This is a genomic window from Mesorhizobium loti, from assembly GCA_014189435.1.
Lineage (GTDB): Bacteria > Pseudomonadota > Alphaproteobacteria > Rhizobiales > Rhizobiaceae > Mesorhizobium > Mesorhizobium loti_G.
In genome coordinates, this window is the sequence record CP050293.1 from 7,108,323 (window position 1) to 7,131,810 (window position 23,488).

Here is a 23,488-nt window from a genome sequence, read left to right on the forward strand (position 1 = left end):
CGCCACTGGAGACAGAATGGGGCGCGCTACACTGATCGGCTTTTCGGCGGTCGCCATGTGGGCGCTGCTGGCGTTGCTCACGGATGCGTCGGGCCAAGTGCCGCCGTTCCTTTTGTCGGCAATCACCTTCTCGATCGGCACCGGCGTCGGGCTCGTCGCACGGCTGTTCATGCCGGCGCCCGACAAGAGCCAGAGGATACCGCCGCAGGTGTGGCTGATCGGCATTGCCGGCCTGTTCGGTTACCACTTCTTCTACTTCACCGCGCTGCGCAATGCGCCGGCGGTGGAGGCGAGCCTGATCGCCTATCTGTGGCCGCTGCTGATCGTGCTCGGCTCGGCGCTGATGCCGGGCGAACGGCTGGCCTGGAACCATGTCGTCGGCGCGCTGCTCGGCCTTGCCGGCACGGTGCTGATCGTCACCAAGGGCGGTGGGCTGGCCTTCGACGCCCGCTATGCCTTCGGCTATGCCATGGCCGCCGTCTGTGCGGTCCTGTGGTCGTCCTATTCGCTTTTGTCGCGGCGCTTCCCGTCGGTGCCGACCAGCATCGTCACCTGGTTCTGCGCGGCGACCGCGGTGCTGTCGCTCGCCTGCCATTTGGCGCTGGAACAAACGGTTCTGCCTGACGGCGCCGGCCAGTGGTTGGCCGTGCTTGGGCTTGGCCTGATGCCGGTGGGTGCTGCCTTCTATGCCTGGGACATCGGCGTCAAGCGTGGGAACATCCAGGTGCTGGGTGCCGCAAGCTACGCCGCACCGCTGTTGTCGACGCTGGTGCTGATCGCGGCCGGCGTCGCCGAGCCGTCGCTGCGCATCCTCGCTGCCTGCGTGCTGATCACCGGCGGTGCGGCGCTGGCGGCAAAGTCGCTGTTCCTGCGCAAGCCAGCCGCGAGCGAAAGCGGAGCCCGGGCATCCGAAGGCGGAGCCGGGGCATGACGATGCCGTTTGCGGGCGGCATCGACGCCAACGCCAATGCGACACTGATCTTTTCGCTGGCGGCGGCGGTCATCTATGCCTTCACGCTTGGCATGCCGCCGACGCTGGCCCGCTCGGCCGCCAAGACGCTCGCCGTGGCAATGCTTGCCGTGCTGGCGGCGCTGCAGGGCGGCCCGTTGCTGCTGGTTGCTGCGCTCGCGCTCAGCGCCGTTGGCGACGCCTTCCTGTCGCGCGACGGCGAAAAGGCCTTTCTTGGCGGGCTGGCCAGCTTTCTTGTCGCCCACATCGTCTATGTCGCGCTGTTCCTGCGCAGCGGCGGCGGCTTGGAGTTGCTTGGCGCCGAATCGTGGCGCGGGGCGATTGCGCTCGCCATGGCGGTGTTCGCGATCGGCATGCTGGCGGCGCTTTGGCGCCGCGTCGGCCCCGGCCTGCGTGTCCCGATTACCGTCTATGTCGCTGCGATCCTGGCAATGGGCGTCTCGGCGCTGACGACAAGCAACCTCTGGGTGATCGGTGGTGCGCTGCTGTTCATGGCATCAGACGGGTTGCTCGCCACGGAGAAATTCCTGGTCGCCGCCATCTCGCCGCACCGCGCCTGGATGCGTTTTGCGGTCTGGGCGCTCTACTACGCCGCCCAACTCGCGATCACCTTGGGTTTTCTGCTGAATTAGGGTTGTTTCGGCTGCCAGCCGGGTGCTGCCAGTTCGAAGGCGGCAAACTCGAAGCCCGGTGCGACGGTGCAACCGACCAACGTCCACTCTCCCAGGCTGCGCGCCGATTGCCACCAGCCCGCCGGCACGACGATCTGCGGCCGCTCACCGGCTGCAAGATCGATGCCGAGCACCTGCTCCACAACGGCGCTGCCTTCCTCCCACATTGCCAGCGCCAGCGGGGCGCCGGCATGGAAGTGCCAGACCTCGGCGGCGTCCTTGACCCGGTGCCAGGCCGAAAGCTGATGCTGTTCCAGCAGGAAGTAGATCGCGGTCGAATGGCCGCGCGCACCGCCGGCGCCATCGCGAAAGGTCTCGGCGTACCAGCCGCCTTCCGGATGCGGCTTCAGGCCGAGCGTCGCGATGATTTCGGCAGAACTGGTCATTCGTTCCACGCAGTCCCGTTCAGAAATTGTCCTTGCGCTTGCGGATCTCGGCAAAAACCTCGGCGTCCGAAGCTTTCTCGAGCCCAAGATGCTTGCGGATCGCCGGATCGTGCCAGCGCAGGAAGGGATTGGTCGACAGTTCCTCGCCGATCGTCGTCGGCAGCGTCGGCTTGTCGGCGGTGCGCAGCGCCTCGATCTTGGCGGCGCGTTCCTTCAGCGCTGAATTGGTCGGGTCGATGGTCAGCGCGAAACGGGCGTTGGCGAGCGTGTATTCGTGGCCGCAATAGATGACCGTTTCAGCCGGAAGTGCAGCCAGCTTCTTCAGCGAATCATACATCACCGGCGGCTTGCATTCGAACAGCCGCCCGCAGCCCAGCGCAAACAGCGTGTCGGCGGTGAACGCCACACTCGAAGCCGGCAAATAGTATGAAACGTGGCCCGCGGTGTGGCCGGGCGTGGCGATCACTTCGATCTTTTCATCGCCAAGATGGAGAACCGAGCCGTCTTCGACGGTTTCGTCGATGCCGGGAATCTTGGCCTTCTCCGCTTCCGGGCCGACGATGCGTAATTTGAAGCGCTCCTTCAGCGCCAGATTGGCCTGGACGTGATCGACATGGTGATGCGTGGTCAGGATCATCGTCGGCGTCCAGCCGGTGCGCTCGAGCGCGGCCAGGATCGGTGCCTCCTCGGGCGCGTCGATGATCGCGGTCTGGCCGCTTTTGGGATCATGCACCAGCACGCCGAAATTGTCGCTGCGGCACATGAACTGTTCGATTTCGACCGGCATCGCATCTCTCCATTGTCGCGGCACACATAGGGCGCTGGCGCGCGGATGTCATCCCGGGATGTCGATGTCATTCCCGGAATGTCGGGCTCATCGAGGCCTTTTGTTGAAACCAGCCGATATCGCGGCTACATCCCTGCCATGCATTCCGACATCGTCGATCTTCGCTCCTTCTATTCGACAACGCTCGGCCGGTTCGCCGAGCGTTCGATCACCATGGCGTTGTCGTCGATATGGGCAGCGGTGCCCAACGAGCGGCTGGTTGGTCTGGGTTACACTTTGCCCTGGCTGGAGCGGTTCGGCACCGACGCCGAGCGGGTCTTCGCCTTCATGCCGGCAACGCAAGGCGCCGTAGTGTGGCCGGCGACAGGGCCGACCGCCACGGCACTGGTCTTCGACGAGGAACTGCCGCTGGTCGATTCCTGCATCGACCGCATGCTGCTCGTCCATTCGCTCGAACATGTCGAGAACCCGCGTGAGACGCTGAACGAGATCTGGCGTGTGCTGTCGCCGGCCGGGCGCGTGGTCATCGTCGTGCCCAACCGGCGTGGTGTCTGGGCGCGCTTCGAGCACACGCCGTTCGGCAATGGCCGGCCTTTCTCGCGCGGCCAGCTCACCGAACTGCTGCGCGAGGCGAATTTCACGCCCGCCGCCTGGTCCGATGCGCTGTTCTTTCCGCCATCGCGGCGCCGTTTCATGATGCGGTTCCACAATGTGCTGGAGCGCGCCGGCCGGCGGCTGTGGCCGATCTTCTCCGGGGTCATCGTCGTCGAGGCGCAGAAGCGGCTTTATCAAGGCGTACCGGTCGCCCAGCGCGCCTCGCGCCGTGTCTTCGTGCCGGTGCTGTCGCCGCATGGCGCCACCCGGCTTGGCCGTCGCAATGAGGCCGGGGATGCCAAGCCATCGGTTGCGCGGGTGACGGCTTCGTGATCACGGCAAGAGTGCCTGGTGGCTTTTCCCTGCCTATCTGTCGCAAGTGGACTGACAGCCCATTTGGCAGCCCATTTGAACGACGGATGCCTTCAAGTCTCTCCAACCGGTTTCAGCACTGAACGCAAGGACCTCGGCCATGGCTGATCAACCGGACAATGCTGCCGCCGCTCAGCCGGTTGCCGTGGCGGTCGAAGCCAGCAGCCTGAGCGATCAGGTGGCGACGATCAGGCGGGCGCTGGCGGGATCGCCGGTTCGCAAGTGGTTGCTGTGGACATCGGTCGGCATCATGGCCGTGATCATCGCAACGTCGATCGGCCAGGTTCTGCTCAACCGCTGGAATCAGCCTTTCTACGATGCGCTTGCGCGCCGCGACATGGCGGCGTTCGTGCACCAGCTTCTCGTCTTTGCAATGATCGCCGGCGGGCTGCTGGTGCTCAACATCGGCCAGACCTGGCTCAACCAGATGATCAGGCTCAAGCTGCGCGAGGCGCTGACGCTGGACCTGATCGACCAGTGGATGCGGCCGGCGCGCGCCTTCCGGCTGGCCAATGCCGGCGCCATCGGCGTCAATCCCGACCAGCGCATGCAGCAGGACGCCGCACATCTGTCCGACCTGTCGACCGATCTCGGCGTCGGCCTGCTGCAGTCGTGCATCCTGCTCGCGTCCTTCGTCGGCGTGCTGTGGCAGCTGTCCTCGGGCTTCGTGTTCCACATTGGCGGGACCTCGCTGGCCATACCGGGTTACATGGTCTGGGCCGCCATCCTCTATGCCGGCATCGCCTCCTGGCTGAGTTGGCTGGTCGGGCGCCCGCTCATCCGCCTGAACAGCGACCGCTACACACGCGAAGCCGAGCTGCGCTCCTCGATGGTGCGCGTCAACGAGAATGTCGATGCCATTGCGCTGTACCATGGCGAGGCCGACGCCAGGCGACGGCTTGAACTCGACCTCGGCACGGTGCTGGGCGCCATGCGGCGTATCTACACCGCCCAGATCAACCTGTCCTGGGTGACCGACACCTATGGCTGGATCACCGTCGTGGCACCCATTCTGGTCGCCTCGCCGGTCTATTTCTCAGGCGATATCAGCTTTGGCGGACTGATGATGGCGGTCGGCGCCTTCAACCAGGTCCACTCGTCCCTGCGCTGGTTCATCAACAACATCGGCAGCATCGCCGATTGGCGCGCCACGCTGATGCGCGTTGCCGACTTCCGCATCGCGCTCGATGAAACCGATGTGCTGCATGACACGGAAAAGCGCATCGCCTTTGATCAAAACGCCAACGGCAGCCTGACTTTCGAGACGCTCGAAGTGGCTTCGCCGGAGGGCTGCACCAGGCTCGCCGACGAGCATGTCGAAATCCGTGCCGGCGAGCGCGTCATGATCACCGGCGACCGGGGCGCCGGCAAGACGCTGTTCTTCCGCGCCATTGCCGGCCTGTGGCCATGGGGAAGGGGGCGGATCGGCCTGCCGGAGGGAGAAACCCTCATATTCGTGCCGCGCGTCCCCTATTTCCCGGCCGGTACGTTGCGCGAGGTCCTCGATCACCCGAACGGAGTTGCGCCGGCGAGCGATGCCGACATTTCGGCGGTGCTTGCCGAAGTCGGTCTGGAACGGCTGTCGTCGTCGCTCGACCGCGCCGGGCGCTGGGATCACGAACTGGGCGATGACGAACAGCGCTCGCTGGCCTTCGCCAGGCTCGCCTTGCGGCAGCCGAAATGGGTGATCATCGACGAAGCCATGGATGCGTTCGACGGGCCCTCCCTGCGGCGCGTGCTGTCGATGCTGGAGAATCGTTTGCCTGGCGCCGCGATCCTCAATATCGGACGCGGCCTGCACAACAATCAGTTCTTTCCGCGCGCGTTGACGATCGTCAAGGATTCCGGCGCGCCGGCGCTGAAACCTGCTCGCATCAGGGCGGGTGCTATCGAACCGCCGCCAGCCGGCGCCCGCCGCAAGACATAGGCCGATATCCGGATTGCCGGCGCAAAGCTTTATTTTGCCGCGATCGCGAGGGAAGCTCTCCGGGAGAAACAACCCTGGCGACGGCCATGCTTGATGCTCTGCGCCTCCTTGCCTGTCTTGCCTGCGCCCAGGCCGCGCCCATCGCGTCGCCGACGGATGCACTGCCTGTGGACGTCGAGCTGGTGCTGGCGGTCGACATCTCGCTGTCGATGGACGAGAAGGAGTTCGCCCTGCAGCGCGCCGGCTATGTCGAGGCGCTGCGGCATCCCGACTTCATCCGGGCCGTTCGCGCCGGCGCCACGGGCCGCATCGCGCTCACCTATTTCGAATGGGCCGGCACGGTGCGCGATGACGCGGTCATCGGCTGGCAGATCATCGACAGCGCCGAGAGCGCCAACAGCTTTGCCGACAAGGTCGCGGCCCGCCCGTTCCGGAGCTTCCGCGGCACTTCGATTTCCGGTGCATTGGCCTTTGGCACCGAGCTTTTCGATCGCACTTCTTTCGACGGCGAGCGCAGCGTCATCGATATTTCCGGCGATGGCCCGAACAATATCGGGCCGCCGGTCACCGCGACGCGTGATGCGGCGACCGCAAAAGGCATCGTCATCAACGGACTGCCGATCCTGATCAACCCCTCGCCAACCTTCAGCCATCTCGACCAGTATTATGCGCAATGCGTGACCGGAGGACCCGGCTCCTTCGTGCTGCCGATCTATGCGGCGGCCGAATTCTCGACGGCCATCCGGCGTAAGCTGATCCTCGAAGTAAGCGGCATCCGGAACAAGGCGAGAATCATCCCCGTCGACGCGGCCGCGCCGATCGATTGTCTGCTAGGCGAGCGGGACAGGCGGTTCCTGTCCGATCCGTATTTTCCGGAACTCGACCGGTGAATTTTTGCTTTTTGGGGGCCTGTATCAGGTCGGGCGGGCGCCGAACTTCTGCCGAAATTCGTCGTAGAGGTCGCGGCGCCAGCGCCGGCCATAGATATAACCATTGATCAGTTCGGGCAGAGAGTAGCCGAGATCTTTCGACGAACGGTTGGCCACGTAGCCCGAGAAGGCTTCCGGGATCCGGCATTTCAGAATATCGGCAATGATCTGTCGCGAGATCATGTAGGGCGGAATATGCGGGTAAGAGCGGGCAATGTTCGGATGTTTGCGCATCAGGTCCGCATAGGCTTCGACATAGCCGCGGCGGCGTCGCGAAATCGAGTTTGCCGAATTGTACTTTGTCCAGTCGATGTTCTGGGACAATTGTGCGCCGTAGCGCCGGGCGAGGCGCAGCAGCAATTCGCGATCCTGCATCCGGGTGATGTCGCTGTCGTAGCCGCCGATGGCCAGCAAGGCCTCGCGGCGAGCTGTTATCGCCGATCCCGCGATCAAGATCGTCTCCGCGACCAGCGTTCGCTCCAGCGTGGCCGGGTTGAGAAACGCGTCACGATTGATGCAATTGGTGGCGCGTCCGCCCTTCAGGGAGACATATGAGCTGATCAGCACTTCGAGCCCCGGATCGGCGTCGAACCAGGCCAGGGTGCGCTCAAGCCGATGCGGCAGATAGACATCGTCGGAATCGAGGAATGTCACCACCGGCGCCCGCGCCCGCTCGATGCCGGCATTGCGTGCGGCATTGGCGCCCCGCCATTTTGCGCCGACATAGATCAGCCGCGGGTCGCGAATGCGGGCGAGCGCCGCCTCGGTTCCATCGGTCGAGCCGTCATCGACGACAATATGCTCGAGCCTCGACATGCTCTGGGAAAGTACGCTTTCGACAGCGCGCAATACCGCTTCCCGCCGATTGTGAGTCGGCGTTATGACCGTGATGAGAGGTGTTGGATCGATCCCGGCCATGTCGTGTCAGCCGTTTCCTGCGCAGAGTTGCGTGTCTGTCCAGGACTTTTCGATTTTCAGAACGGTCGAATGGATCGGACTTTCCTTTCCGGTCATCGTCATCGACGCGACGTTACGAAAACCAGCTTCCCATGTCACCCACTGCGCCAGCACGCAACCCGCGCGAGATAACGAATTCCGGTTGCTAGCGTTCCAATTGCAACAGCACTACCGCGCGGAGCACTTGCGAATCACCATGGAAGCGACCCACCGTGACAGCATAGCATGCACTTCATTACTTCAGACGTAATCGCTTTGCGCTCGTCGTTTGTTCAGATTGCCCTTGCGAGGCCGGCAACTCGGCTTCGACGACAAGGGAGTACAGTCATGACCGCCTACGCCGTTGCCCATATGCGCCAAGCCACAATGGGTCCGCAGATCGTCGAATATCTGCACGGGATCGATGCCACACTGGAACCTTTCGGCGGCCGTTTTCTGGTTCATGGCGGCGATGTGGAGGTGATCGAGAACAGCTGGCCAGGCCATCTGATCATCATCGAATTCCCCGACAGAGAGCATGTGCGTGGCTGGTACAATTCGCGGGCCTACCAGGCCATACTGACGCTGCGCACGGACAATTCGGAAGCCGACGTGGTGTTCGCCGACGGCGTCGAACATCCGCACAAGGCGACGGATGTCCTGGAATAGCGGGCGGCGCTTACCGCTTCAGCAAGAACACTGCCTGCTGGCCGAAGAAATTCCAGAACCACCACGGCATCGACAGGCCGATCTTCTGGCCATTGGCGTCGAGTGCGGTTGCCTTCTCGACTGTCGCACCGAGCTCGTCGCAGAGATTGACGAAGTCGCGGATGGTGCAGAAGTGGATGTTGGGCGTGTCGTACCAGGAATAGGGCAGGTCCTTGGTCACCGGCATGCGGCCCTGGATGAACAGCGACAGGCGCACCCGCCAATGGCCGAAATTGGGGAAGGACACGATGGCGCGATTGCCGATCCTGAGCAGTTCGTCGAGCACCAGCTTCGGGTTGCGGGTGGCCTGCAGCGTCTGCGACAGGACGACGAAGTCAAAACCCTTGTCGGGATAGAATTCGAGGTCCTTGTCGGCATCGCCCTGGATGACCGAGAGGCCGCGCGCCACGCATTCGTTGACGCCGCGCTGCGACAGCTCAAGTCCACGGCCGTCGACCTGCTTGGTGTCCTGCAGCAATTCGAGCAGCGAGCCGTCGCCCGAGCCGACGTCTAGCACGCGCGACTGCGGCGGGATGAGGTTGGCGACGACTTCGAGGTCGACGCGCTGGTCGCGGTTGACACTCATAGGCTCAATCCTCTCGCCCGGGCAGCCGAGCCGATGAAGCCGTTGATGGCGGCAAACAGTTCCGGCTCGTCAAGCAGGAAGGCATCGTGGCCGCGGTCGGTCTCGATCTCGACGAAGGATACCGATGCGCCGGCCGCGTTGAGTGCGTGCACGATCGAGCGGCTCTCCTCGGTCGGGAATAGCCAATCGCTTGTGAAGGACACCAGGCAGAAGCGGGTTTTGGTGCCGGCAAAGGCATCGGCCAACCGGCCGCCATGGTCGGCGGCGAGGTCGAAATAGTCCATCGACCGCGTCATGTAGAGGTAGGAATTGGCGTCGAAGCGATCGACGAAGGTCATGCCCTGGTGGCGCAGATAGCTTTCGATCTGGAAGTCGGCATCGAAGCCGAAGGTCAGCGCTTCGCGATCCTGCAGATTGCGGCCGAATTTCCGGTGCAGGGCGGCTTCCGACAGATAGGTGATGTGGGCGGCCATGCGCGCCACCGCCAGGCCCTTTTCCGGGCGTTTGCCGTGCTCGAAATATTTGCCGCCATGCCAGTCCGGATCGGCCATGACAGCCTGCCGGCCGACCTCGTGGAAGGCGATGTTCTGCGAGGAATGGCGCGCGCCGGTGGCGATCGGCAGCGCCGAGAAGACGCGCTCCGGATAGCTCGACGCCCATTCCAGCACCTGCATGCCGCCCATCGAGCCGCCGAGCACGCAAAACAGCTTCTCGATGCCGAAATGGTCGATCAGCATCTGCTGGGCGCGCACCATGTCGCGGATGGTGATGATGGGCAGGTCGAGCCCATAGGGCTTGCCGGTGGCGGGGTTGGTCGAGGCTGGTCCGGTGGACCCAAGACAACCGCCGATGACGTTGGAACAGATGACGAAGAAGCGGTTGGTGTCGATGATCTTGCCGGGCCCGATCAGCACCTCCCACCAGCCCGGCTTGCCGGTCACCGGATTGGTGCTGGCGACGTGCTGGTCGCCGGTCAACGCGTGGCAGACGAGGATGGCGTTGGAGCGGGCGTCGTTCAGCGTGCCATAGGTCTGGTAGGCGATCTGGAACGGCGACAGCAGCGTGCCGGCATCCAGCTTGAGCGGTTTGTCGGAGCCAAAACGCAAAACCGGGCTCGACGGCTGGTCGGCCTCGTTGTTGGTTTTGCGGGCGCGCAGAACGGCCATGACATCCATCTCACACTTTGAGCCCATGCATCGCGCTTTTCGAAAATCGATGCCGATATGGGTGTCCGGCCGGCGCGGACAACAAAAAACCGGCATTGCAGTCGCAAAGCCGGTTACAGGATGCAAACGGCCCTTTAGCAAGTTGTTTAACGTGGCTGCAAGCCGACCGGCCAAATCACCACGGAAGTTCGCACTCCTTCTAGGACCGTGGCGCGCCGGCGTCAACGGCCCGCCTTTGTCCAGAGGGGTCTCCTCTCGACATTGGGGGCCGTGGCTTGTATTTCCGCTGCGGCTTCCCTCAGGAAGCGTTCTCGACGGATTTTGCGACATGAGCCAGACACCGGACAAGGCACGTCCAACCCCGCGCGCGGGCATCATGGACATCGACGCCTATGTGCCGGGCAAGAGCACGGCGCCTGCTGGCGTCGCCAAGGTCTACAAGCTGTCATCGAACGAGAACCCGCTCGGTCCCTCACCGAAGGCGATCGAAGCCGCGCGCGAGATTGCCGGCAAGCTCGACATCTATCCCGATGGCACCGCCAGGCGGCTGCGCGAAGCGATCGCCGAGGTGCATGGCCTCAACCCACAGAACATCATTTGTTCCAATGGCTCCGACGAGATACTCGGCCTGCTGGCACAGACCTATCTGGCGCCCGGCGATGAGGCCGTCATCACCGAACACGCCTTCATGGTCTATAAGATCTACATCCAGTCGGCGGGCGCCGTTCCGGTGACGATCAAGGAAACAGACGAGCGCGCCGATATCGACGCCATCCTGGCCGCCGTCACGCCCGCTACCCGGATCGTGTTCCTGGCCAATCCCAACAACCCGACCGGCACCTATGTGCCGTTCCAGGAGGTGCGGCGCCTACATGCCGCACTGCCGACGAACGTGCTTCTGGTGCTCGACGCGGCTTATGCCGAATATGTCCGCCGCAACGATTATGAAGCCGGCATCGAGCTGGTCGGTGCTGCTCAGAACGTGGTGATGACCCGTACCTTCTCCAAGATCGGCCTTGGCGGCGCGCGGATCGGCTGGATGTACGCGCCGATGCACATCGTCGATGCCATCAACCGCGTGCGTGGCCCCTTCAACGTCAATGCGACTGCGATCGAGGCCGGCATCGCCGCGATCCGCGACCGTGCCCATGTCGAGCGTAGCGTGACGCACAACGAAACCTGGCTGGCCTGGCTAAGCGAACAGATGACCGGGCTCGGGCTGCGGGTGACGCCCAGCGTCGGCAATTTCATCCTCATCCATTTTCCCGAGGACCAGAAGCATTCAGCAGCGGCGGCGGACGACTATCTGACGGCGCGCGGCTATATATTGCGGCGCGTTTCCGGCTACGGCTTTCCCAACGCGCTGCGCATGACCGTCGGCACAGAAGAGGCCAATCGCGGCGTTGTCGCCGCTCTCACGACATTCCTGAAAAGCTAGAACACCATGACATCACCGATGTTTGAAAAGATCGCGCTGGTCGGCATCGGCCTGATCGGCTCGTCGCTGGCCCGCGTCATCCGCCGCGAGGGACTGGCCCGCCACGTTGCCATCTCGACGCGCAGTGCCGCGACGCTGGCGCGGGCTGAGGAGCTTGGGTTGGGTGATAGCTACACCACCGACGCGAGAGAGGCGGTCCGCGATGCCGATCTGGTCATCGTCTCGGTGCCGGTCGGCTCATCCGGCGCAGTGGCCGAGGAAATCGCGCCGGCGCTGAAGCCGGGCGCGATCCTCACCGATGTCGGCTCGACCAAAGCATCGGTCATCGCCCAGATGCAGCCTTATGTGCCAGCCGGCGTCCATTTCATTCCCGGTCACCCGCTGGCCGGCACGGAAAAATCCGGCCCCGATGCCGGGTTCGCCGACCTGTTCGACAATCGCTGGTGCATCTTCACGCCGGTGCCCGACACCGACCCGGCCGCGCTGGAGAGGCTGTCGGAATTCTGGCGGCGCTGCGGCGCCAACATCGACACGATGGATCCCCAGCATCACGACATGACGCTGGCCATCGTCTCGCATTTGCCGCACATCATCGCCTACAACATCGTCGGCACCGCCGATGATCTGCAGTCGGTGACCAAGTCCGAAGTGATCAAATATTCGGCTTCGGGTTTTCGCGACTTCACCCGCCTTGCCGCTTCCGACCCGACCATGTGGCGGGATGTGTGCCTGCACAACAAGGACGCCATCCTCGAAATGCTGGCGCGGTTTTCGGAAGATCTAGCGTCGCTGCAACGCGCGATCCGCTGGGGCGACGGCGAAAAACTCTTCGACCTGTTCACCCGCACCCGCGCCGTGCGGCGCTCGATTATCGAAGCCGGCCAGGACATCGACGTGCCCGACTTCGGCCGTCAGGCCGTGGAACATCCGGCAAAGAGCTAGGCCGATTCGGCTTAGCCTGCCGGCCAGTGACTCGCCATCATCGCCAGCGTCTCGGCGCGGTCCGGCGCGCCCAGCCTGCCGCCGAAGCGCAGGCATTTGAGCGCGGCGGCCGCACTGGCAAAGCGCAAAGCCTGCTCGACCGGCATGGCTTCCGCCAGCCCGACGGCGAAGGCGCCGTGGAAGACATCGCCGGCGGCGAGCGTATCCACCGCCTTGATCCTCGGCGCCGCGACATGGCGCACACAGCCTGCGGAACGGTCGTGCCACCAACTGCCCGCCGCGCCGCCGGTCACCGCGACAAAGGCGTCGGTACGGCTGGCAAGATCGGCGCAAGCCGTTTCCGGATCGAGCGCCTGGCCGCAGACAATGCGCGCCGCCGGCTCCGAAGCGACGATGTGCGTGGCGAGCGGCAACAGCTGCTCCAAGACCTCCAGCGGTGCGGTGTCGGCATCGAGGATCGCCGGACGGCCACCGGCGCGCGCCGCCTTCAGGGCAAGTGCCGCCGCACCTGGCCAGCGGACATCGACCAGCACGGCGTCGAATGCCATTAGGTCGGCGACCGGCAAGGCTTCGGGATCGGCCTGGGCAAGCCGGTCATAGAACGGCACGATGATTCGCTCGCCATGCGCGTCGACCAGGATCGAGGCCAGCGCCGAGCGGGCGCCGCTGACGCGGCGCACAAAGGTGCAATCGACGCCTTCGGCCTCGATGCCGGCGATGAGCTGGTCGGCGACGGCATCGTCGCCGGCACTCGCCCACAGCGATACCTCGGCGCCCAGGCGGTGGGCGGCGCAGGCAGCGCTCGTGGCCATGCCCGAGGCGATCTGGACGCCGTCGGAGGCGATGAACTTGCCCTGATGCACGGGCAGCGTCTCGACACGCAGGATGGTGTCCAGCGTCAGCGCGCCAACACTCAGCAGCTTAACGGGTCTTGCCATGGCAGCGCTATTCCACCGGCTTGATCTTGCCGAGCGGAATGAAGCCGAGCGAGGCCTTGCCCTTGACCACCTTCAGTGGCATCGACGGTTCGTTGCCGAGCACCGCCAGGGCAGCAAAGCCCTGCTCGATCTGGCTTTTCTGCTCCGGTATGGCGGCGCCCAGGATGGCCGCCACCGCCTTCGGGTCCTTCAGCCTGATCATCAGATCGGCGCTGACCAGGCCCTCGGCATCAACCGAGAGCGGTCCCGAAACAGTGATGCGTGCCGTCCCCGACGACAAATCGAGGTTACGGATTTCGATCGCCTGGCCGCGCAGGCTCTTCACCTGCGTGCCAATCAACGCGACGCCGTTCTTCAGCGTGACGTCGCCGCTGGCGTCGAGCGCCGGCAGCACGCGCCCGCCGATCGCGTCAGGGTCGATCTCGAGATCGCCAAAGCTGCCGACATAGTCGATGTCTTTGCCATTCGGCTGCAACTGACCTGATGCCTTGCCGGCGCTGAACAGTTGCACCGGATCGGTGTCGTCGGCCGGATCGGTCTGGCCTGACAGGCCCTCCGCCTCCAGAGAAATCCGCTGCGGCAGCGGCCACCACAATTTGACGTTGGCCTGCAGATTGTCCCAGTCGATCCACAGCGGCATCATGTCCGGAACGGAGGTCCTGAGCGGACCGCGCAGATTGGCTACCGGCGACAGAGGCTGGATGATCTGGGCGGCTGCGTTGAAGCTGCCTGCCGAAGCGGCGATGTTCCTGGCATCGTCCTCGTAGGCCAGGTTGTCGCAGGAGACGGTAAAGCTCAGGGGATAGCCGCTGACCTGGAGATTGGCGCAGCCGGCCTCGACGCCGGTCTTGTTCAGCGTGGCGACCGCCTTGTCGGCCTCGCTCCTCACCCGGTCAGCCAGATAGAACCAGCCGCCGCTGTAGATGGCGAACAGCACGACGATGAACGCTGCAAGCCAGAACAGGCGGCGACGGTTACTTGGCTGGCGTTCGTCACTTGACGTCATGCTTTGGCTCTCGTTAACGCATGGGTGTTGCGAGCGGACAGTCGATTCCGCCAACAACAGTAGACAGAGACGGATAGGTAGACAGAGACGGGCGGAAAAAACACCGATTCCCTGTGGTGCTGCCACTCTTTTGCAATCAGGCGCGGCGATATGGGCGATTTTTGGGTGTTTGGCTATGGTTCGCTGATCTGGCGGCCGGGTTTCGCGCATGTCGAGACCCAGCGCGCGCGCCTGCATGGCTACCGCCGGTCGCTCTGCGTCTATTCCTTCGTGCATCGCGGCACGCGTCAGCGGCCGGGGCTGGTGCTCGGCCTCGATCGTGGCGGCTCCTGCATCGGCCTGGCATTCCGCGTTCCCGGCGACTTGCGCGACGAGGTCATCACCTATCTGCGCGAGCGTGAACTGGTCACATCAGTCTATCTCGAGCGCATGCTCAAGGTTCGCCTCGACGGTGGGGGCACGGTCGATGCGGTGGCCTACATCGTCGACCGCCAGCATGAGCAATATGCCGGCGCACTCCACGCGGTGGATGCGGCGGCCGTGGTGCGCGGCGCGGTCGGCCAGTCCGGCAACAACGAGGACTATGTGCTCAGCACGCTGGAGCATCTCAAGGCGCTGGGCATAAGCGACCACTGGCTGGAGGATGTCGCCCGGCAGGTCGCGCCTTTGTGAAGCTGGCTCTGCGGAAAAAGGCGGCCAGGCCTTTGACCTCGATCAGGCAAGACCTAGGTTAGGCCCTGAACCTCAGCCTGCGGGCGCCATTCGCCCGCCCCAATCATCCCGGAGATCCGCCTTGCAGAAACGCCGTCTCGGTCGCACCGACCTGTCCATCGCGCCGCTGGTCCTGGGCGGCAATGTCTTCGGCTGGACCGCCGACGAGAAAACCTCGTTCGACCTGCTCGACCGTTTCGTCGGCGCCGGCCTCAACGCCATCGATACGGCGGACGCTTATTCGCGCTGGGTCTCCGGCCACAAGGGCGGTGAGTCGGAAAGCATCATCGGCAAGTGGATGAAGGACCGTGGCAATCGTGACAAGGTCGTGGTGATCACCAAGGTCGGTTCGGATATGGGGCAGGGCCACAAGGACCTGTCCGCGGCATACATCGAAAAGGCCGTCGACGCGTCGCTGAAGCGGCTGCAGATCGATGTCATAGATCTCTATCTGTCGCACTGGCCGGACCCGACGACGCCCTATGAGGAAACCCTTGGTGCCTACGAGAAGCTGCTCGCCAAGGGCAAGATCCGCTATGCCGGCTGCTCGAACCTCGACGCCGGCCAGCTGCGCGCGGCACTCGATGTGGCGAGCCTGCGCAGCCTGCCGCGCTACGAGGTGCTGCAGCCGGAATACAATCTCTACGATCGCTCGTCCTTTGACGGGCCGCTGCGCGATCTGTGCGTGGCCGAGGACATCGGCGTCATCACCTATTTCAGCCTGGCCAAGGGTTTTCTCAGCGGCAAATACCGCAGCGAGGCCGATCTCGGCCAAAGCCCGCGTGGCGGCGGGGTGAAGGACTACCTCAATGCGCGCGGCATACGCATCCTTGCAGCCCTCGACGCGGTTTCATCAAGGCATTCGGCCAAGCAGGCTGAGGTGGCGCTTGCCTGGGTTATCGCGCGGCCAGGTGTCACCGCACCGATCGCCAGTGCGACCAAGCCCGAGCAGATGGACAGCCTGATCAAGGCGGCGTCGCTGAAACTGAGCGCCGCCGACATGGCCGAACTCGACAGGGCGAGCGACTGAGGTTTTCGGCGGCCGCGCGCCTCGCACGAACGTCCAAGACGACCCTCCTGTCTTGCCATAGCCTCCTTCGCACGGGGCAAGGCAGAGGGTGAGATGACTGAACCGCTTCTTTCGCAGCCGGACCTTTGGCGCCAGCTGCTCGCGCTGGTGCTTGCTTCCGCCGTCGTCATGGGCAGCCCTGGGCCGGCTACGATAAGCGTCACCGCCGTTGGCGCCGCCTTCGGTTTGCGCCATTCGCTGGGCTATGCCTGGGGGATCATCCTGGGCACGATCGCCGTGCTTTTGGTCGTCGCGACGGGGGTCATGGCGGTGCTTGCGTCGATGCCGAAGCTGGCGCCGTTGCTGGCTGCCGCGTCCGCCGCCTACATCCTCTATCTCGCCTTCAAGATCGCCACGGCCCCGTCCTTGGCAGCACGTGCCGCCGAAGCTTCGCGCCCAACATGGCTGGCTGGGTTTCTTCTCGCGGTCGCCAACCCAAAGGCCTATGTGGCGATCGCCGCCGTGTTTGCCGGTGCCTCGTCGAAACAGGCCGCCGCTGAGCTTGGTCTATGGCTGAAGCTCACGGTTCTCGCCCTGATGATCGTTGCCATCCACGCTCTGTGGCTCGTCGCGGGGGCAGCTTTCGCGCGCTTCCTGCGCCGGCCGGCGGCTTCGCGGATCATCAATCTGGTCTTTGCCGCGACGCTGGTGTTGACCACCGCGCTGGCGGTGTTCGGCTGAGACCTGCCGGCCGGAGACTTCCGGTTCAGACTTTGGTTCTTGCAGCCGCGTCCAACTCTTGCAGCCTTTTCACCGCTGTCGGCGGCAAGGCAGGTGGGTTCGGGCCGCGTGCCGCATCAATCAGGAACTGGTCACAGGCAGCCTCGGTCTCGCCGATCAGCCGGGCCATGAATTCGTCCTTGCTCAGTCCCGGTGGGATCGGCGGCAGGAAACGCGCCTTCACGGTGCCGGGATAGCGCAGAAATTTCCGACGCGGCCAATAGAGACCGGCGACATGGGCGACCGGCACCACCGGAATGCCAAGTTGCGTGTAGATTTCGACGATGCCGTATTTGTAGGCCGGCTCGTCGCCCGGCGCGCGTCTTGTACCTTCGGGGTAGATGATGAGCTGGCGAGGGTTGCGGGCCATCTCCTCCTTGGTCGCGGCGACCACGGCCTTCAGCGCCTTCGAGCGGCTGCCGCGGTGAACCGGGATCATGCGCATCTTCATGATGTACCAGCCGAAGAACGGGATCCAGGTCAGCTCGCGCTTCAAGATGTAGAGCGGGTCCTGGAGGAAGGGGAAGAAGGCGATCGCATCCCAGAACGACTGGTGCTTGGGCGCCAGGATGAAGGAGCCCTCGGGCAGGTTTTCCCGACCGGTGATGTCGTTCTTCGTTCCGGCGATCTTGTCATAGAGCCACATCGAGGTGCGCGACCAGAATTTCGGCACGAACCAGGCGCGGTGACGGGGCGACAGGAAGTAATAGGGGGTCCAGAGGATCATCTGGACGATCAGGTTGACGTAGAAGACGAAATTGAACGTCAGCGATCTGAAATAGAGCATTGGGGGAGGCCCGGTCAGGAGGTGAGCGTTGGTTACACCAAGCAGGCGCAAAAAGGAAACGGTACAATGCGGCGCATCTACCAGGTCGCCTGCGCCAGACGTTCCCTGAGGCGCGGGCCGGCAAAGTCCAGGAAGGCGCGTAGTTTCACTGGCAGCCGGCCCTGGCCGGCATGCACCAGGTTTACCGGCCAGGGTTCAGGTTCGAAATCCCTGAGCACGGGCTGCAATGTCCCTGAGCGTACAGCGGCGACGATCTGGTAGGAGAGCACGCGCGTCATCCCGACCCCCGCGGTCGCCGCATCAATCGCTGCCTCGGCGGTGTTGACCCGGAGCCTGGAACGGACAGGGACAGGAACGTCAACTTTGTCCACCGCGAAGGTCCATGTGGCGAGCGAGCCAAGGCCCTCAAAGGTGATGCAGCTATGCGTTTCAAGGTCTTTCGGGGTTTTCGGCGCCCCGTACTCGGCCAGATACGCCGGACTTGCGCACACGACATGTCCGATCGAACCGACCCTGGTCGCGATCATACGCGAGTCCGGCAACCGGCCGATGCGGATGGCGAGGTCGATATGGTCCTCGGCCAACTGGGCTATCCTGTCGCCGAGCGTCAGGCGGATATCCACCTGCGGGTACGCGGCGAGGAAGGCCGTGACGACCGGCAGCACGTGAAGGCGGCCGAAAACGATCGGCGCGGTGATGATCAGATCGCCTGTCGGTGCGCTGTACTCGCCGCCAGCGGTACGCTCGGCCTCTCCGACGTCCTCCAGGATGCGACGGCAGGCGGCAAGATAGGCGTGGCCCGCATCGGTCAGCGTCAGGCGCCGTGTCGACCGGTTCAACAAGCGTGTCTTGAGATGCCGTTCCAGCTCGGCGACCTTGCGGCTGACGGTCGCCAGCGGAGTGCCCAGACGACGCGCAGCAGCGGAAAGGCTGCCGGACTCCGCTGCCGCGACGAAAAGGGACATGGCTTCGAGGCGATCCATGGTTTTTCCAGAAATTGGAAGGATGGATTACAATTATGGCATCTACATCCGCATGATGGAAGGGTTCATATAGGGCTGGCAAATCCAGAGGAATTCTCATGCTCCGTATCGCCACGCCTTCGTCCATCGCCGCCGCTCCCGCAGCCGCACAGCCGATGCTGCAGGCAGTGGAAAAACAGCTCGGTGTCGTGCCGAACCTGTTTCGGATGGTCGCCAACAGTCCGGCCGCGCTTGAAGGCTATCTCGGCATGTCGGGTGCGCTGGCCAAGGGCCGGCTGCCGGCGCCGACGCGCGAGCGCATCGCGCTGGCGGTCGCCGAGATCAATGGCTGCAGTTATTGTCTTTCCGCGCACAGCTACCTCGGCAAGAATCTCGCCAAGCTCGATGAAGCCGAGATGATCGCCAACCGCCATGGCGGTTCCACGGATCCCAAGGCGGCCGCGGCGGTGCGTTTTGCCGCCAAGGTTGCGCAAAGCCGCGGGCACGTCGGCGATGAAGACCTCTTCGCTGTAAGGCTGGCGGGCTATGATGACGGGCAGATCATCGAGATCGTCCAGCACGTCGCGCTGAACGTCTGGACCAACTATATCAACGAGGTTGCCCGGACCGAGATCGATTTTCCGGCTGTTTCCGCCCGCGATGCTGCCTGAATGCGGACAGGGCCGGTGGTGTCCGCCGGCCCCCTCCCGGCACGGGTCGCGCTTGCCTCTGCGCATCGCCAGCATCGACGACCTGCCGATCGGTGCGGCTGATCGCAAGCATCACTGGCCGCTCGGCCGGCGGCCGGACGATCACCTAACATTGTCGGAACTCGGGCTTTAGCAACTTTCCCGCAAGGAGGCTTTTGATGAACGCGCATGCTATCACCAGCGACGTCGCCTTCACGCCGACGGTCAAGGCGATCCAGGCTCGCAAGGGCTCACGCCAATCCTATGCCCGCGTCGAGGAACGTGGCGGCTGGCAGGCTGTCATCACCCCTGACCTTGCCGCCTTCATCGAGATGCAGACCAGCGTCTTCCTGTCGACGGCCAATGGCGAGGGCCAGCCCTATATCCAGCATCGCGGCGGGCCGGCCGGCTTCCTCAAGGTGCTGGATGAACACACGATCGGCTTCGCGGATTTTTCCGGTAACCGGCAATTCATCACGCAGGGCAATCTGGCCGACAATCCGCAGGCCTTTCTGTTCCTGATCGACTACATGCACCGCCAGCGCATCAAGCTCTGGGGCACCGCGCGCGTTGTCGAGAACGATGCCGAGCTGATGGCGAAGCTGATGCCGCAGGATTACAAGGCGCGCCCCGAGCAGGTCATCCTGTTCACGGTCTCGGCCTGGGATGCCAATTGCCCGCAACATATCCCGCAACGGTTCGAGGCGGCCGACGTGGCGGCCGCGCTCGGCGAGCGGGACAAGCGCATCGAGCGACTTGAACAGGAGATCGCACGTCTCAAGGGGAATTGAGGCGCCGCCGCCGGGGCAGGCGCAGCCGCAGGGGACTAATGGTTCAGCCGCCGGCCGCGGTTTCGGCCAGCGCGATGCCGTTGGGCGTCGGCTTGACCGGCACGATGCCGCGCGCCAGCGCCAGCAAATATTTGTTGTATTCGGTGAACAGCACCCGCAAGGCCCGCGGCTTGGTCAGCCAGCCGCCATTTTCGAGGTTGGAATTGACCACCGGATAGGGCTCGAGCTTGGCGCCATGCAGCAGCCGGCCCATCTCCAGCAGGCTGCGCGGCATATGATAATTGTTGGTGACGAGGATCACCGTACCATAGGCGTGGCTCTCCACCCATTTGGCGCTTTCCTCGGCATTGCCGATCGTGTCGAGCGCAGCGCGGTCGATGTCGACGCAGCAGGAGAACAGCCTGATGTCGCCACCGGTCGCCGCCTGCAACTGGCGACGGCTGGCGGAAGGATGCACGCCGCTGATCAGCAGCCGTTCGCCCTTGCCGGACGCCAGCAGGTCCATCGCGGCATCGAGGCGGGACTGGCCGCCGGTCAGCACGATGATCGCGTCTGCCTTGGCCGGATTGGCGGGCGTCGTCAGATGGCTGACCTTGTTGGCGAACCAGCCGAAGCCGCCGGCAAACAAAGTTGCGAGGATGAGGACGGAGAGAGCGGATAAACGCAACGCGGCCCTTAGACGGCTCACCGTGCGGCGGTCATGCGAACGGGCAACCACCACTGGCATCTGCCCAGCCGTACCGGTCGATTCCCGCGCGTCCATAGCCATATGGTTAACCCTGAAATGCGGCCTTGGGTAGGTAAAAGACGCACTTTGCGTTACGTGAATTCTCCATCCGTGATCACCCTGTCTTATCCGTGTCGTTGTCCAAAAACCGGTTCCCACTTTTGGGCGCCATGGATCAGCCTGCATCCGGTTGGCGGACATCGATGTCGCTGAGATAGGCAACGACGGTGGCGTGGGACGTCGCCGCCGTCAGCCCGCCGATTACCAGCACCATCAAGACGACACCGAGATAGCCTGCCGAACCGATGGCGAAATTGCCGAACAGGGCGGTCGCCTGGTCGGCCTGCGGCGTCGCCATGTTGCGTGACGACCACCAGGAAAAGACGATGAAGACGAGCACTGCCGCCGCCCCGCCGGCCGCCGCGCCCTTCATGCCGGTGACCAGGAAATGACGGCGGAATTCGCGTGCGATGAATTGTGCCTCGGCGCCGACGAAATGCAGCACCTCGATGATGTGGCCGTTACCGGCCATGGCGCCGCGTGTGGCGAACACCACGGTCAACACCGTCGCCGACAGCATCAGCGCCAGCACGGCGATGCCGATGGTCACCGTGGTGCGGGCCATGGCGACCAGCCGGTCGACCCAGGTGCGGTGATCGTCCAGCGACGCGCTCGGCAGTTTCGGTGTGATCGCGGCGCGCATGGCAGCGAAATCGGGCGGGCTGCTCTCATCGATGGTGACGATGATCAGGCGCGGCACCGGCAGCTCGTCGATGTTGAGGCCTGAACCCAGCCATGGCTCCAGCAACCTCGCGGTCGCCTCGCGATCGATGATCTTGGTTGCCTTGACGCCGGGAAACTCGCCGGCGATCTGCGAGGCCTGGGCAAGGGCTGCCTCCATGTCGAGGCCGTCGACCGGCTTGACCTGGATCGTCGCCTCGCGCGAGATCTGGTTCTCCCAGACGGAAGCAGTGTCGCGCACCAGCGTCACCGCGCCGAAGGTCAGGCAGGACAGGAAGGTCATGATGGCGATGACCAGCACCAGCGCCCGGCCGGCAATGTTCTGCGCCGGCACGATCGGCGCCATCCTGCGCTGGGCGCGCGGCTTTGCCTCGGTCGCCTCGGCCTCGTGCTCCCGTTCCACAAGATGGTCGGCGGACAGTTCAGTCATAGATATCCAGCCTTCCGCCGGCCAGAATCATGCGGCGTGCGTCGACCTGTTCCATCAGGCCGAGGTCGTGGGTGGCGATCACCACGGCGGTGCCCAGGCGGTTGAGCTCGATGAACAGCCGCAGCAGGCGTCGCGCCAGCGGCGGATCGACATTGCCGGTCGGCTCGTCGGCCAGCAGGATTTCCGGCTGCTCGATCAGCGCACGCGCGATCGCCGCGCGCTGCTTCTCGCCGCCCGACAGAACCGGCGGCAGCACATGCATGCGTTCGCCCAGCCCGACCCATTTCAACAGCTCGGTGACGTCGGTGCGGTAGCTCGCCTCCTCGCGCCCGCGCACGCGCAGCGGCAGCGCGACGTTCTCGTAGGTGGTCATGTGGTCGAGCAGACGAAAATCCTGGAACACCACGCCGATGCGGCGCCGCAGATGCGGCAGTTCGGTGCGCGAGATGCGCGAGCGATCCTTGCCGAATATGGTGATCAGTCCGCGCGTCGGCTTCAGCGACATGAACAGCAGGCGCAGCAATGTCGTCTTGCCGGCGCCCGAAGGCCCGCTGAGGAACTGGAAGGAGCGCTCCGGAATGTGCAGGGAGATGTCGCGGAGGATTTCCGGACCCATGCCATAGCGGAGGCCGACATTTTCGAAACGAATCAATTTCGGCGACCTGAAATTCGGCGCGGCAGCGAGCCCGCCTGTTCTGGATAAAGACCATCGGCCGGCATGGTTAACCGGCGGTTAATTTCTGGGCTCTTTCGGCTCGTCACGAGGGCTCCGGTGGGGAAGCGTTAACCATTTGTGTTTACGCAAAAGAAACGAAAAGCGAACACGTGCTGCAATGCTGGGGCCATGATGGCTGACGATCGAACCGCGCGCCCGGTTTCCGGCGAAATCATGACCGATCCGGCGGCAATTGCCGCAGCGGACCGGTTCATGCGTGGTTCGGCCGCCGACATCGTCGATGCCGACTATGTGGTGATACCGCGTCTTGTCCCGGCCGTGGAAAGCGTTTCGCCCCTGCCGCGCGCGATCGTCACACCGCCCATCGAGGGCATGGACATGTTGCGCAAGCCCGAAGCCCCGGCGGAACGGCCACCGGCCTCGCGCGGCGGGCCGATCTTCTGGATCGCCGGCATTGGCGCCGCGTTGGCAGCCTTCTGGGTTTCCGGCGGGCACGTGCTGGTGCGCCAGGCGCCGTTCCTGTCCGGCGCGCAGGCCTCGGCGCTCAGCATTTCAGGTGTCACGTCACGCGTCGACGCTTCCGGGCCGAACCCCGCGTTGTTCGTCGATGGTGAGGCCGCCAATGATGGCGCAAAGCCGGTGCAGCTGCCGCCGCTCGAAATCCGGGTGACCGGCAATGATGGGCGCACAACCCGCTATACGTTGGGGACATCTGGCCGCGCGCTGGCGTCGGGCGAAAGATTCGGCTTTGCCAGCCGGCTCGACGTGCCTAAGAACGGCGTAAGGACCGTTTTGGTCACTTTCGCCCAATAGGCGATCATCGGGGAAA

At 64.1% G+C, this 23,488-nt stretch carries 26 protein-coding genes, 1 pseudogene and 1 riboswitch; of the genes and pseudogenes, 15 read left to right on the forward strand and 12 right to left on the reverse strand.

Annotated elements, in window-relative coordinates:
• Positions 1-16 precede the first annotated feature (16 nt).
• Positions 17-931 (forward strand): EamA family transporter, encoded by a 915-nt coding sequence (locus tag HB777_34205; protein QND68497.1) that lies wholly within the window; start codon positions 17-19, stop codon positions 929-931.
• The gene (locus HB777_34210) at positions 928-1,602 is read left to right on the forward strand and encodes a lysoplasmalogenase (protein QND68498.1); all 675 of its coding nucleotides are present in this window, start codon (positions 928-930) and stop codon (positions 1,600-1,602) included. The genes HB777_34205 and HB777_34210 overlap by 4 nt, the downstream gene beginning before the upstream one ends.
• On the opposite strand, the gene HB777_34215 is transcribed toward HB777_34210, so the two are convergent.
• Both HB777_34215 and gloB read right to left on the reverse strand, forming a co-directional pair.
• A complete protein-coding gene (locus HB777_34215) occupies positions 1,599-2,027 on the reverse strand; it encodes a cupin domain-containing protein (GenBank protein QND68499.1) in 429 nt (142 codons plus the stop codon). The two genes, HB777_34210 and HB777_34215, sit on opposite strands and share 4 nt — an antisense overlap.
• Before the next feature lie 19 nt (positions 2,028-2,046).
• Positions 2,047-2,814 carry a hydroxyacylglutathione hydrolase gene (gene gloB / locus HB777_34220; GenBank protein ID QND68500.1) on the reverse strand — a complete coding sequence of 256 codons (768 nt, stop codon included), beginning with the start codon at positions 2,812-2,814 and terminating at the stop codon, positions 2,047-2,049.
• Positions 2,815-2,952: 138 nt separating this feature from the next.
• Between gloB and HB777_34225 the strand changes: the two genes are divergently transcribed.
• The 3 genes from HB777_34225 (at position 2,953) to HB777_34235 (ending at position 6,597) form a co-directional block, all read left to right on the forward strand.
• A complete protein-coding gene (locus HB777_34225) occupies positions 2,953-3,741 on the forward strand; it encodes a class I SAM-dependent methyltransferase (GenBank protein QND68501.1) in 789 nt (262 codons plus the stop codon).
• A gap of 139 nt (positions 3,742-3,880) precedes the next feature.
• Positions 3,881-5,707 (forward strand): ABC transporter ATP-binding protein/permease, encoded by a 1,827-nt coding sequence (locus HB777_34230; protein ID QND68502.1) that lies wholly within the window; start codon positions 3,881-3,883, stop codon positions 5,705-5,707.
• 86 nt (positions 5,708-5,793) lie between these two features.
• Positions 5,794-6,597 carry a DUF1194 domain-containing protein gene (locus tag HB777_34235; protein QND68503.1) on the forward strand — a complete coding sequence of 268 codons (804 nt, stop codon included), beginning with the start codon at positions 5,794-5,796 and terminating at the stop codon, positions 6,595-6,597.
• A 24-nt stretch (positions 6,598-6,621) separates the two neighbouring features.
• Here the strand turns inward: HB777_34235 and HB777_34240 are convergent, their stop codons facing one another.
• Positions 6,622-7,554: a glycosyltransferase family 2 protein gene (locus HB777_34240; GenBank protein QND68504.1), complete on the reverse strand. Its 933-nt coding sequence runs from the start codon at positions 7,552-7,554 to the stop codon at positions 6,622-6,624.
• Between the two features lie 366 nt (positions 7,555-7,920).
• Here HB777_34240 and HB777_34245 point away from each other — a divergent pair, with 366 nt between their 5' ends.
• Positions 7,921-8,241 carry a DUF1330 domain-containing protein gene (locus tag HB777_34245; GenBank protein ID QND68505.1) on the forward strand — a complete coding sequence of 107 codons (321 nt, stop codon included), beginning with the start codon at positions 7,921-7,923 and terminating at the stop codon, positions 8,239-8,241.
• A gap of 10 nt (positions 8,242-8,251) precedes the next feature.
• Here the strand turns inward: HB777_34245 and metW are convergent, their stop codons facing one another.
• Both metW and HB777_34255 read right to left on the reverse strand, forming a co-directional pair.
• Positions 8,252-8,866: a methionine biosynthesis protein MetW gene (gene metW / locus HB777_34250; GenBank protein QND68506.1), complete on the reverse strand. Its 615-nt coding sequence runs from the start codon at positions 8,864-8,866 to the stop codon at positions 8,252-8,254.
• The gene (locus HB777_34255; protein ID QND68507.1) at positions 8,863-10,032 is read right to left on the reverse strand and encodes a homoserine O-acetyltransferase; all 1,170 of its coding nucleotides are present in this window, start codon (positions 10,030-10,032) and stop codon (positions 8,863-8,865) included. Before HB777_34255 ends, metW begins: the two co-directional genes overlap by 4 nt.
• Positions 10,033-10,146: 114 nt before the next feature.
• A riboswitch (SAM riboswitch) is annotated at positions 10,147-10,224 on the reverse strand.
• 136 nt (positions 10,225-10,360) lie between these two features.
• Here HB777_34255 and HB777_34260 point away from each other — a divergent pair.
• Positions 10,361-11,470 carry a histidinol-phosphate transaminase gene (locus tag HB777_34260; protein ID QND68508.1) on the forward strand — a complete coding sequence of 370 codons (1,110 nt, stop codon included), beginning with the start codon at positions 10,361-10,363 and terminating at the stop codon, positions 11,468-11,470.
• A gap of 18 nt (positions 11,471-11,488) precedes the next feature.
• On the forward strand, positions 11,489-12,412 hold the full coding sequence (locus HB777_34265) for a prephenate/arogenate dehydrogenase family protein (protein QND68509.1): 924 nt from the start codon (positions 11,489-11,491) through the stop codon (positions 12,410-12,412).
• An 11-nt stretch (positions 12,413-12,423) separates the two neighbouring features.
• Here HB777_34265 and HB777_34270 read toward each other — a convergent pair whose 3' ends face one another.
• On the reverse strand, positions 12,424-13,350 hold the full coding sequence (locus HB777_34270) for a sugar kinase (GenBank protein QND68510.1): 927 nt from the start codon (positions 13,348-13,350) through the stop codon (positions 12,424-12,426).
• A 7-nt stretch (positions 13,351-13,357) separates the two neighbouring features.
• Positions 13,358-14,356, reverse strand: coding sequence for a DUF2125 domain-containing protein (locus tag HB777_34275; GenBank protein QND68511.1), 999 nt, complete (start codon positions 14,354-14,356; stop codon positions 13,358-13,360).
• A gap of 150 nt (positions 14,357-14,506) precedes the next feature.
• Here HB777_34275 and HB777_34280 point away from each other — a divergent pair, with 150 nt between their 5' ends.
• The 3 genes from HB777_34280 (at position 14,507) to HB777_34290 (ending at position 16,817) form a co-directional block, all read left to right on the forward strand.
• The gene (locus HB777_34280; GenBank protein QND68512.1) at positions 14,507-15,028 is read left to right on the forward strand and encodes a gamma-glutamylcyclotransferase; all 522 of its coding nucleotides are present in this window, start codon (positions 14,507-14,509) and stop codon (positions 15,026-15,028) included.
• A gap of 121 nt (positions 15,029-15,149) precedes the next feature.
• Positions 15,150-16,097, forward strand: a complete 948-nt coding sequence (locus HB777_34285) for an aldo/keto reductase (GenBank protein QND68513.1) — start codon at positions 15,150-15,152, stop codon at positions 16,095-16,097.
• 93 nt (positions 16,098-16,190) lie between these two features.
• Complete coding sequence (locus tag HB777_34290; GenBank protein ID QND68514.1) at positions 16,191-16,817, forward strand: LysE family translocator; 627 nt, start codon at positions 16,191-16,193, stop codon at positions 16,815-16,817.
• Positions 16,818-16,842: 25 nt separating this feature from the next.
• Here HB777_34290 and HB777_34295 read toward each other — a convergent pair whose 3' ends face one another.
• A complete protein-coding gene (locus HB777_34295; protein ID QND68515.1) occupies positions 16,843-17,643 on the reverse strand; it encodes a 1-acyl-sn-glycerol-3-phosphate acyltransferase in 801 nt (266 codons plus the stop codon).
• A 77-nt stretch (positions 17,644-17,720) separates the two neighbouring features.
• Positions 17,721-18,626: a LysR family transcriptional regulator gene (locus HB777_34300; GenBank protein QND68516.1), complete on the reverse strand. Its 906-nt coding sequence runs from the start codon at positions 18,624-18,626 to the stop codon at positions 17,721-17,723.
• A 98-nt stretch (positions 18,627-18,724) separates the two neighbouring features.
• Between HB777_34300 and HB777_34305 the strand changes: the two genes are divergently transcribed.
• From HB777_34305 to HB777_34315, 3 genes and pseudogenes are all read left to right on the forward strand, one after another.
• Positions 18,725-19,276 (forward strand): peroxidase-related enzyme, encoded by a 552-nt coding sequence (locus HB777_34305; GenBank protein QND68517.1) that lies wholly within the window; start codon positions 18,725-18,727, stop codon positions 19,274-19,276.
• A 52-nt stretch (positions 19,277-19,328) separates the two neighbouring features.
• Positions 19,329-19,448, forward strand: a pseudogene (locus HB777_34310) (DUF1348 domain-containing protein).
• Positions 19,449-19,473: 25 nt separating this feature from the next.
• On the forward strand, positions 19,474-20,085 hold the full coding sequence (locus HB777_34315) for a pyridoxamine 5'-phosphate oxidase (GenBank protein QND68518.1): 612 nt from the start codon (positions 19,474-19,476) through the stop codon (positions 20,083-20,085).
• A 43-nt stretch (positions 20,086-20,128) separates the two neighbouring features.
• Here the strand turns inward: HB777_34315 and HB777_34320 are convergent, their stop codons facing one another.
• The 3 genes from HB777_34320 to ftsE form a co-directional block, all read right to left on the reverse strand.
• Positions 20,129-20,854, reverse strand: a complete 726-nt coding sequence (locus HB777_34320; protein ID QND68519.1) for a YdcF family protein — start codon at positions 20,852-20,854, stop codon at positions 20,129-20,131.
• A gap of 133 nt (positions 20,855-20,987) precedes the next feature.
• Positions 20,988-21,983, reverse strand: coding sequence for an ABC transporter permease (locus HB777_34325; protein QND68520.1), 996 nt, complete (start codon positions 21,981-21,983; stop codon positions 20,988-20,990).
• Positions 21,976-22,635, reverse strand: coding sequence for a cell division ATP-binding protein FtsE (gene ftsE / locus HB777_34330; GenBank protein QND68521.1), 660 nt, complete (start codon positions 22,633-22,635; stop codon positions 21,976-21,978). Before ftsE ends, HB777_34325 begins: the two co-directional genes overlap by 8 nt.
• A gap of 192 nt (positions 22,636-22,827) precedes the next feature.
• On the opposite strand from ftsE, the gene HB777_34335 reads away from it, so the two are divergent.
• Positions 22,828-23,472 carry a hypothetical protein gene (locus HB777_34335; GenBank protein ID QND68522.1) on the forward strand — a complete coding sequence of 215 codons (645 nt, stop codon included), beginning with the start codon at positions 22,828-22,830 and terminating at the stop codon, positions 23,470-23,472.
• Positions 23,473-23,488: the final 16 nt, after the last annotated feature.